This is a genomic window from Actinoplanes sp. NPDC051633 (assembly GCF_040681735.1).
Taxonomy (GTDB): Bacteria; Actinomycetota; Actinomycetes; order Mycobacteriales; family Micromonosporaceae; genus Actinoplanes.
Genome location: NZ_JBFAZH010000353.1, coordinates 1 through 6,740, shown reverse-complemented (window position 1 = coordinate 6,740; position 6,740 = coordinate 1). Strand labels below are relative to the sequence as shown.

At 69.4% G+C, this 6,740-nt stretch carries 7 protein-coding genes; 5 read left to right on the top strand and 2 right to left on the bottom strand.

What is annotated here, in order from left to right:
- The 4 genes from AB0M20_RS20250 to AB0M20_RS20235 form a co-directional block, all read left to right on the top strand.
- A partial coding sequence (locus AB0M20_RS20250; protein WP_364300243.1) for an alpha/beta hydrolase occupies positions 1-1,356 on the top strand: 1,356 nt, incomplete at its 5' end.
- A 29-nt stretch (positions 1,357-1,385) separates the two neighbouring features.
- On the top strand, positions 1,386-1,667 hold the full coding sequence (locus AB0M20_RS20245) for a hypothetical protein (RefSeq protein ID WP_364300241.1): 282 nt from the start codon (positions 1,386-1,388) through the stop codon (positions 1,665-1,667).
- A gap of 207 nt (positions 1,668-1,874) precedes the next feature.
- Positions 1,875-2,381 (top strand): alpha/beta fold hydrolase, encoded by a 507-nt coding sequence (locus tag AB0M20_RS20240; protein WP_364300239.1) that lies wholly within the window; start codon positions 1,875-1,877, stop codon positions 2,379-2,381.
- Positions 2,378-2,917, top strand: a complete 540-nt coding sequence (locus AB0M20_RS20235) for an alpha/beta hydrolase (protein WP_364300237.1) — start codon at positions 2,378-2,380, stop codon at positions 2,915-2,917. The genes AB0M20_RS20240 and AB0M20_RS20235 overlap by 4 nt, the downstream gene beginning before the upstream one ends.
- Before the next feature lie 28 nt (positions 2,918-2,945).
- Here AB0M20_RS20235 and AB0M20_RS20230 read toward each other — a convergent pair whose 3' ends face one another.
- Both AB0M20_RS20230 and AB0M20_RS20225 read right to left on the bottom strand, forming a co-directional pair.
- On the bottom strand, positions 2,946-4,199 hold the full coding sequence (locus AB0M20_RS20230) for an MFS transporter (RefSeq protein WP_364300235.1): 1,254 nt from the start codon (positions 4,197-4,199) through the stop codon (positions 2,946-2,948).
- The gene (locus AB0M20_RS20225; protein ID WP_364300233.1) at positions 4,196-4,771 is read right to left on the bottom strand and encodes a helix-turn-helix domain-containing protein; all 576 of its coding nucleotides are present in this window, start codon (positions 4,769-4,771) and stop codon (positions 4,196-4,198) included. Before AB0M20_RS20225 ends, AB0M20_RS20230 begins: the two co-directional genes overlap by 4 nt.
- A 165-nt stretch (positions 4,772-4,936) precedes the next feature.
- Here AB0M20_RS20225 and AB0M20_RS20220 point away from each other — a divergent pair, with 165 nt between their 5' ends.
- Positions 4,937-6,310 (top strand): UTP--glucose-1-phosphate uridylyltransferase, encoded by a 1,374-nt coding sequence (locus tag AB0M20_RS20220; protein ID WP_364300231.1) that lies wholly within the window; start codon positions 4,937-4,939, stop codon positions 6,308-6,310.
- Positions 6,311-6,740: the final 430 nt, after the last annotated feature.

The window sequence follows — 6,740 nt, the reverse complement described above, 5'->3', positions numbered from 1 at the left end:
GGCCGCACCATCGAGCTCGCCCTGACCCGCCTCCCCGCGACAAACCCAGAGAGACGGATCGGGTCGTTGTTCGTCAACCCTGGCGGGCCCGGCAACTCCGGTGTCGAGTTCGTCCGCGCGACCGCTAGGGACGCCTACCCGGCCGATGTTCTCGCCCGGTTCGACATTGTCGGCATGGACCCCCGCGGGGTCGCCGCCAGCACACCGGTGCGGTGCTTCGCCAGCGAATCCGAGCGGAAGCAGTTCATGAACAAGTACATCCTCATACCGGTCACCCGGGCCGAACATGCCGCCGCCGCACGCAAGGCCGCCGACCTGGCGCAGCGATGTCATGCCCGGATGGGCTGGCTGCTCCCACATCTGTCCACCGCCAACGTCGCCCGAGACCTCGACCGGCTACGCCAAGCAGTGGGCGACCGAAAGCTCAGCTACGTCGGCTACTCCTACGGCACCTACCTCGGCGCCACGTACGCGAACATGTTCCCGAGCAAAGTGCGGTCCCTGGCCCTCGACGGCAACACCGACCCACCCGCATATGCCGGTGGGCCGCGGAGGTCCGTCCCGTTCCTCCGCGTGAACGCCCACGTCGCCGCCTCGGAGACCCTCGACCAGTTCTTCAAGCTGTGCGCCCAAGCCGGCCCGCGATGCGACTTCGCGGCCGGCGGTGACCCCCGATCGAAGTTCGCCGTAATGGCGCAACGGCTGCGCGAGAACCCAGTGGCGGTGCCGGGCATCGGACGCGTCGGATATGCACAGCTCGTCGATTTCACGGTGAACGGCCTCTACCGCCCCGTCGAATGGGCAGGAACCGCAGCGACCCTTCACCAGTTGTATGCGATGACCGACCCCGCAACGATCGCCGATGAGGCATCGCCGGTGACCCCCACGCCGGTGCCCACCGAGCCCTACAACAACGTACTCGAATCCTTCTTCGCCAGCGTCTGCAGCGACACCCGCAATCCCGCCGATCCCGCGGTTTACGCCGACCTGGCCGTGCGGGCCGACCGCCGCGCGCCGTACGTCGGCGCGTACTGGACCTACCTCGCCCTGCCGTGCAGCAGCTGGACCGCCCGGGATGTCGACCGCTACACCGGAGGATGGCGGGTCCGGACCGCCGCCCCGGCTCTGGTGCTCAACAACCGCTTCGACCCGGCCACCGGCTACCGCAACGCGATCCGAATGGCCGGACTGCTGCCCGGCAGCCGCCTGGTCCTCAACGAAGGCTGGGGTCACACCGTGCGCGAGACCCGGAGTCCCTGCGCCGACGCCATCCTCGCCCGTTACCTCATCGACCGGGCGCTGCCACCGCGTGGCGCCACGTGCCAACCAGGAATCGTCCCCTTCGCTGCGGGCTGATGTAGCCGGTAGTCAGACAAGGAGCTCCCATGCCTCCGACACATTTCGCCACCGCGGCGCTGCTGGCGGTCGGGGTGTTGCTGCCGGCGCCTCCCGCCACAGCGGACACCCGTCCGGCAGCCTCGTCAATCCGGTGGCACGGCTGTTCCACCGGGCCGAGCGACGGTCTCGGAGCCGCCTTGGACGCGGCAGGGGCGCAATGCGGCGAAGTCACCGTCCCGGTCGACTACCGCCACCCGCACGGTCGCACGATCACCGTCGCGCTGTCCCGGATCAGGGCCACGGACCCCGCACACCGGCAGGAAGCTTGATCACCAACCCGGTGGGCCCGGCGTCCCAGGCTTGGCACTCGCCCTGCTCGGGCAGTCCATGCCCGACCTCGCCAGCCGCTACGACTTCATCGGGATGGACCCCCGCTTCGTCGGACGCAGCGCGCCGCTGCACTGCGACTGGTCGACCGACACGTTCACACGGTCGGCCGGACCCAACCGACGCACGGCTTCGAAAGTGTCGCCCTCATGAAGGAGCTCGCCAAGGGCTGCACCAACGAGGACCGTGACCTGCTGCCCTTCGCGTCGACCCGCAACACGGCCCGCGACATCGACGCCGTCCGCCGCGCACTCGGAGAACACAAGATCTCCTACCTCGGCGTGTCGTACGGCACCTATCTCGGCGCGGTGTACCTGCAGATGTTCGGCTCTCACGCCGACCGGTTCGTGCTGGATTCGGCCGTCGATCCCACCGTCTACGGGCCGAACCTGTTCGCACACAACGGTCCGGCCATCGCAGCCGCGCTGCGGCACTGGGCCGGCTGGGTGGCTCAGCACGGCGATTATCACCTTGGCATCACGACGGATCAGGTGCTCTCCACTGTGGACCGCATCAGCCGGGCCGCCACCCGGCGACCGCTTCAGGTCGGCGCGTACCTCGTGGACATTCACCTGTTGCCTTATGTGCTTTTCGCGGGCCTGTTCGACGACAGCGACGCCGCATACGCCACCCTGGCCGCACCGTGCAGACGTTGAAAGCCGCCACGGACGGTATGCCGGCCGTCCCGTCCGAAGCGCTGGAGCAGTTCCTGGCCGGCGTCCTCACCGGCACCGGCGCCGCCACCGACCGCGCGGGGACTCCGATCCTGTGCGCGGACCGCGCCGTGTCGCGCCATCCGAAGACCTACTACGACGACATCCGGACGCACCGCGGCGACGGACCACTTTTCGAACCCCTGACGCGGAACATCAGCCCATGCGCGTTCTGGCCCATCAGCCCGATCGAACCCACAACCACCATCCACAACAACGCACCCGTGCTCATCACCAGCGCCGACGGCGATCCCGCGACCCCGTATGCGGGACAAGTCGTCATGCACCACGCCCTGACCGGCTCGCGACAGCTCACCCTGCAGGGCGCCTTCCGCCACGGCGCGTACTTCGGCGCCGGAAACGCTTGCATCGACACCACGGTGACGGCCTACCTGCTCGGCGGAGCCCTACCCGGAACCGACCTGACATGCACGGCACACGAGCCGAGCAAGCGCCCTGCCGCCGCTGACCATCCATGACCGGGCAGGGATTGAGCTGCCGGCGCGGTCAGGCGTCGGGCAGGTCGCGCATGCGGGGAACCGGGGAGAACAGTACGAAGAGCACGCCGGCCACCGCACCGACCGCGCCGATCCACAGTGCCGCGTGCACCCCGATCAGGCCGCCGAGCAGCCCGCCGAGCAGCGCCCCGATCGGCCGCACTCCGTAGTTGACCGTACGTTGCGCGCCCTTGACCAGGGAGAGCCGGGAGGTCGGAGTGGCCGCCGTCTGCAGCGAGCCGACACCGATGTCGAGGATCATCACGCCGAGCGAGGACAAGAACTCGGCGGCGAGCAGCATGCCGATCACCACGGGCTGGGGGCCGTCGGCGAGCGGGATCAGCACCAGCGGAAGCGGGAACGCCACGTATCCGAGGACCACGACCGGGCCGATACCGAACCGGCGGGTGAGCGGACCGGTGATCGCGGCGCCGGCCAGCCCGCCGATCGACGCGATGCCGATCAGCGTGCCCAGCAATCCGGGCGAGATGCCCAGCACGGTGGTCACGTAAAGGATCAGCAGGGCGTGGAAAACGTAGTTGAACAGGTTGAGCACGGTGACGCCGAGCAGCAGCTGCCGCAGCACCGCGGACCGGAAGATGAACGCGAGCCCGGAGCCGAGCCCCAGGCCGCCGCTTCCCGATCCGGAGCCGGCGTTCTCCGGCGGGGCGATCCGGGTCAGCAGCAGAGCCGATCCGAGGTACGACAGCACGTCCGCCACCAGCGCGAACGGCGCGGTGAGCACCTGCACGAGGACACCACCGGCGCTCGGACCGGCCACGAACGACATCGCGCGGGCGCCGTTGGTCAGCGAGTTGGCGGCGATGTAATCCGGCCGCCGGACCACGGACGCGAACAGGCTGCCGTCGGCGACCTCGTAGAAGACGGTGAGCGTACCGATGGCGAAGGACAGCACGCAGAGATGCCACAGTTGCAGCACCCCGGCGAACGCCAGCACCGGCACCACCATGAGCAGCGCGGCCCGGCCGAGGTCGGCACCGACCATGATCTTCCGCTTGAACGCCTGCCGATCCACCCACGCCCCGGCGAGCAGGGAGAGGAACAGGTTCGGCAGCAGCGTGGCAGCGGTCAGATTACCCATCTCGGCCGGTCCGGCACCGATCGTCAACACGGCGAGCAGCGGGATCGCGATCAACGAGATCTGGTCGCCGACCATCGAGACGACATGCGCGGACCAGTAGTGCCGGAACACCCGGTCGCGAAGCAGCGCCGGAGCCGGTCTCGGCAGGGCGTCGGCGGTCACGGCGCACCGTCCTCGGGCGTCGGTATCGTCATCTGCACGACGCTGACCGGGCGGGATCCGGCGGCCCGCGCGGACTTGTCCCGGAACGGCTCCAGCAGCGCCTCGATCTGCCCGGTTACGGTGACCAGCTGCTCGGCGGTCACGTAGATCATCTCGTCGTTGAAACCGGCCGCCGCCCGCCACTCGGCCGACTCCTCGCCGCGGACCGCGAGATAGGCCTCGGCCCGCCGTGTGTACTGCCGGAGGATCGCCGCGTTCAGCTGATCGGCCGCCAGCCGCGTTTCCGGGTCGTCCGAGTCGTCGGTCCACGACGTGCTGTTCGCGGTGGCCTGCCAGGGTCGCTCGCGTCCGTCGGCCGCGGGTGCCCGCTCGGCCAGCCCGTATTTCGCGAGCTGCCGCAGGTGGAACGAACAGTTCGGCACGTTCTCGTCCAGCACGGCGGCGCACTGGGTGGCGGTCATCGGCCCGTTGCGCCGCAGCATCCCGATCAGGCTGAGCCGCAGCGGGTGTGCGTAGGCGCGCAGGGCTCGCGGGTCGTCCAGCTTGATCGTTTCGCGCCCTTCGGAAGCCACATCCTAGAGGATGCTTTATAAGCATCTCTTTAGCAACACATCTTTAGTATCTGTGTCTGCCGATCTCTGTACTCAGCAGGCCGGAAGCGATTGCGTCAAGGATCAGCGGCGGCTGACGATGCAAGCAGCAGGATCTCGGTTGACTCCCACCACGGAAGGGCAGACATGGATGCGCCCGCGTATGTCCTGGCGACGCTCCGGAAAGCGGAGAAGGCCGGCGCGCACCCGGCCGAGCTGGCGGCGTTGCGCCGGCGCCTCGAGCAGCTGGACGAGCCGCAGGCCGGCCTGCTTCCCGGCGAGGACCTCGAGCCGCTGACCGACGTGGCCGTGCTGGATGAGCTTCCCGAGCCGCCGGCGCAGCTGGCCCGCGAGGTCTTCGACCGCCTCGTCGTGGTCAAGCTCAACGGCGGGCTCGGCACGAGCATGGGCCTGTCGGGGCCGAAGTCGCTCCTCGAGGTCAAGCCGGGCGTCAGCTTTCTCGACGTCGTCGCCAGGCAGGTCCTGGCCGTCCGGGAGCGCTACGGCGCACGGCTGCCGCTGCTGCTCATGAACTCGGTGGCCACCCGCGGGCCGTCGCTGGCCGCGCTGGACCGCAACCAGGATGTGCGCGACCCGGGTGTGCCCCGCGACTTCCTGCAGGGTCGCGAGCCCAAGCTGCGCGCCGATGACCGGCACCCGGTGGAGTGGCCGGCCGACCCCGAGCTGGAGTGGTGCCCGCCCGGGCACGGTGACCTCTACACCGCGCTGGCGGCGTCGGGGACGCTCGAGGAGTTGCTCGACGCCGGTTTGCGCTGGTGCTTCGTGTCGAACTCGGACAACCTCGGGGCGACCGTCGACGCCCACATCGCCGCCTGGGTCGCAGCCGAGCAGATGCCGTTCGCGATGGAGACCGTCCGTGGCACGCCTGCGGACCGCAAGGGTGGCCACCTCGCCCTTCACCGCGGCCGCGTCGTGCTGCGGGAGACCGCCCAGGTGCCCGAGGGCGACACCTCGTTCACCGACGTCGAGCGTTGGCGGTTCTACAACACCAACAACCTGTGGATCGACCTGCGGGCGCTGCGCCGGCTGCGGGAGGAGGACCCGGCGGCGCCGCTGCTTCCGCTCATCGTCAACCGCAAGACCGTCGACCCCAAGGACCCATCGAGTACGCCGGTGATTCAGCTCGAGACCGCGATGGGCGCCGCGATCGAGTCGATACCCGGGGCTCGGCCGGTGCTGGTGCCCCGAACCCGGTTCGCGCCGGTCAAGACGACCGACGACCTGCTCGTGGTCCGGTCGGACGCCTACGAGCTGGCCGCGGACGGGCGGATGACGCCCACCTTCGACGGCCCGGGACCCGTCGTGACGCTGGACCCGAGGCACTACCGCCTGATGCCGGACTTCGAGCAGCGGTTCCCGGCGGGACCACCATCGCTGCGCCGGAGTGCGCGGCTGAAGGTCGACGGCGACGTCACCTTCGGCGCGAATATCGTCGTCGAGGGCGAGGTCCACCTGACCGGTCCGCGGCGCGTGCCGGACGGAGAGGTGCTGCGCGGGTGACCTTGCTGCTCCAATTCGTCAAGTCGTAGCCGCACCACCATCGGCGGTTGAGGGTCTGACCGGCTGTCGGCGGGTGTTGGCGGCGGGGGCGCGACGGCTCCGAGGGCCCTTGAAGGTGCGGATCAGCCGCTCGCGGTCGGCCTCGCGAACGAGGTCCGCTTGGCGGGCGGCGTGGAGCTGCAGGTGCACCGAGTTTGCGATCATTTTGTTTGCCTCTTTCTGATCTGGGCCCTCGCGGTGCGGTGGGTGGTGTCCCTTATGACAGTGGGGCTAAGGCCGGGCGCGCGGATCCGGCGACTGCCTATGAACGTCGAGCGGGACTGCTTAGTAGCGAGCGGTGCCGTCCCGGTGCGGTCTTGACTGCTGCTCCCGGTGGTGGTGCCGTTAGGTGTGAGCCGGACGGCAGTGTTCGTGGGTCGCCGCGCTGAAC

Bases quoted from the DNA above. Each gene is read 5' to 3' on its own strand.
- AB0M20_RS20245 (WP_364300241.1), top strand. From the start codon at position 1,386: ATGCCTCCGACACATTTCGCCACCGCGGCGCTGCTGGCGGTCGGGGTG.
- AB0M20_RS20240 (WP_364300239.1), top strand. From the start codon at position 1,875: ATGAAGGAGCTCGCCAAGGGCTGCACCAACGAGGACCGTGACCTGCTG.
- AB0M20_RS20220 (WP_364300231.1), top strand. From the start codon at position 4,937: ATGGATGCGCCCGCGTATGTCCTGGCGACGCTCCGGAAAGCGGAGAAG.